This is a genomic window from Methylomagnum sp. (assembly GCF_054333355.1).
This window is the reverse complement of the sequence record NZ_JBTEKS010000495.1, coordinates 1-2,768: the sequence shown is the minus strand read 5'-3', so window position 1 is coordinate 2,768 and position 2,768 is coordinate 1. Positions and strand designations below refer to the sequence as shown.

At 65.9% G+C, this 2,768-nt stretch carries 3 protein-coding genes; all 3 read right to left on the bottom strand.

Annotated elements, in window-relative coordinates:
* Positions 1-60 precede the first annotated feature (60 nt).
* Positions 61-990, bottom strand: coding sequence for a transketolase family protein (locus ACXWUF_RS21585; protein WP_458496587.1), 930 nt, complete (start codon positions 988-990; stop codon positions 61-63).
* A gap of 11 nt (positions 991-1,001) precedes the next feature.
* Positions 1,002-1,859 (bottom strand): transketolase, encoded by an 858-nt coding sequence (locus tag ACXWUF_RS21580; RefSeq protein ID WP_458496586.1) that lies wholly within the window; start codon positions 1,857-1,859, stop codon positions 1,002-1,004.
* Positions 1,856-2,768 (bottom strand): cytidylyltransferase domain-containing protein (locus ACXWUF_RS21575; RefSeq protein WP_458496585.1); only part of this gene is annotated, 913 nt, incomplete at its 5' end. The genes ACXWUF_RS21580 and ACXWUF_RS21575, both read right to left, overlap by 4 nt.

The window sequence follows — 2,768 nt, the reverse complement described above, 5'->3', positions numbered from 1 at the left end:
GGCTTCAGCCCACGCTCCGGCAGGACGCTCGTGGGCTGAAGCCCACTCCCACGGTCTCCGTCAGCGGCTGCCATCAAGGCGATCCCGAATCCGCGCCGCCAGCGCCGCGCCGGTGAAGCCCTCGTACTCCAAGACATCCCTGAGCAGGGCCGGTTTGAACCAGCGCTCGTCCAGGGCGATGGGCAGCACCTTCGCCGCGACGCCGTGTTCGACCAGGGTCTCGGCCACGATGGAATACAGCCCGCCGGTCTTGAAGTGGTCCTCCACCGTGACCAACAGCCCGGAGCGGCGGGCGGCGGTGAGGATGGCCCCGGTATCCGCCGGCTTGAGCATCCGCATGTTCACCAGCCCCACGGAATAGCCCGCCCGCCGCAACAAATCGACGGCGGTTAAGGCTTCGCCGAACAGCATCCCGTAGGTCAGCAGGGTCACGTCGTGGCCTTCCCACCAGACTTCCGCCCGGCCCCACTCGAAGGGCTGGTCATGGCGGGCCATGGGCCGGGCACCGTTGTAGCGGATGTAACAGGGCGCGGGGTCGCGCAGCACGGTTTCCAGGCCCAGCAGCAGGTCTTCCTCGTCCGCCGGACACCAGACGCTCATGCCGGGAATGCCGCGCATCAGGGCCACGTCTTCCAGGGATTGGTGGGTGGGACCGTTGGCCTCCGACCAGAAGCCGTTGAAGGTACCGACCAGCTTCACCGGCAAATGGGCTATCCCGACATCGGTGCGGATGAATTCGAAAGCCCGCAACGTCAGGAAGGTCGCCAGGGCGTGGACCACCGGGATGCGGCCCCGCAGCGCCAGCCCGGCGGCGGCACCGACCATGGTTTGCTCGCAAATCCCTAAGTCGATGAACCGCTCGCCCAACCGGGACGGCAGGTTGCGGATGGCCGAGCGGTTCTCGGCGGTCATGACCACGAAGCGCTCGTCGGTTTCCGCCAGGGCGCCGAGCCGGTCTTCGTAGGTTTGGTAATGGGTTTGCTGTGCCATGGGGTGATCCGTCAGCGGGCCACGATGATGTCGCTTTCCAGCACCGCGCTATGGGTGCCTTCCAGTTCTTCGAGCAGCCTCCCGATTTCGACCGGGGAGAAATTGCAGAACCAGCGGTCGGCGCGGGCTTCGATGCTGGGCAGGCCGCGCCCCCGCACGGTGTCGGCGACGATGGCGGTGGGCCGTCCCGCCAAGCGGGGGATGTGGGCCAAGCCGTCCTCCAACTGCCGGAAGTCGTGGCCGTTCAGCCGGATGGCGCTCCACCCGAAGGCGGCGAACTTGTTGGGCAGCGGCTCCAGCGGGATCAGCTCCTCGGTCGCCAGATTGGCCTGGAAGCCGTTGCGGTCCACGATCACCACCAGGTTGTCCAAGTTCTTGGCGGCGGCCACCAAGACGGCTTCCCAGACCGAGCCTTCGTTGGTCTCGCCATCCCCCAGGATCACCACCACCCGGCCCCGCCCCCGCCGCAGCTTGATGTCCAATGCGACGCCGATGCCGACGCTGAGCAGATGGCCCAGGGAGCCGGAATGGAATTCCACGCCGGGGACATTGCGGTTGGGATGCCAATAGATGTGGTCGTCGGTCTTGAGGTGGCGGGTCAGGCGTTCTTTCCCGATGAAGCCCAGTTCCACGAGCAGGCCATACAGGGCGGGCACGTCGTGGCCTTTCGACAGCAGCAGGTAGTCGCGCTCCGGGTCGTCCAGCTTGGCGGCATCCAGGTTCAGCCAATGGGTGTAGAGATAGGCCAGGACATCGACGCAGGACAGCGACGCGCCGATGAAGCAACCGCCGCCCGTCGCCATTTCAATGACATGGCGGCGGACCCGGTGGGCCAGGGCTTGGAGTTCTTGCTCTTGGTGTTCGGTCATGGGGTTTGCAATCCGGTGGCGAATTCCGACAAGGGCGGAAACGGGGGTAGGGAAGCCGGATGAAGAGCCGCATCCAACAGACGTGTGTGCCGGGAGTCCACCGTGCGGAGTTCATGCAGATGGTGGCGATACCAGTTGACCCCGGCATAGGCGGCGTTGATGGCGGCGAGGTCCGGCTGGGCGTCCAGCAAGGCCAGGATGTCGTCCAGCCGGAAATCCGGCTTGGCGGGATAAATCGCCTCGTAGACCCGCCGGATGAACTGGTAGTCCTCCGGGTAATCCAGGGTCCAGCGGTGGGACAGGGAATAATCCCGCACCGGCTGGCCCTGTTCGTCCGCTTCCCACAGCACGTTCGCCAAGCGGAACCGCTCGGGCCGCTCCCATAGAAACGGCGTGGTGTGTTCCCGCTCCATGGGCTTGTCCGCCTCCCGCCAAGCCTCTTTCAGCGCCTCCATGGTCATCACTTCCACATCGTTGCCGTCCGGGTAGGAGGCGGGATGCAGATTGCCCGCGTAGTCGCAATCACCAAGAGCGAAGCGGGCCAGCACCCGGTCCACCACGGCGGGGTCGATCAAGGGGCAGTCGGAGGGAATCTTCGCCACGGCATCGGCGCCAAAAATCTTGCCCGCCCGGTAATGCCGGTCCAGCAAATCGGTGGGATGACCCCGGAACATCTCCACCCCCAGGCGGCGGCAGAGGTCCACCACCGGCTGGTCCGTGCCCGCCGTGGTGGTGGCGACCACGATGCGCACCGGAGCGCGGACTTTTCCCAGCCGTTCCAGCATGAGTTCCAAAAGGGGCTTGCCGCAGGCGTCAAGCAACACCTTGCCCGGCAACCGGGAGGAGCCGGTGCGGGCCTGCACGACCAGGATGGTACGGAACATCAGCCTTGGTTCTCCCGCTTCGGGG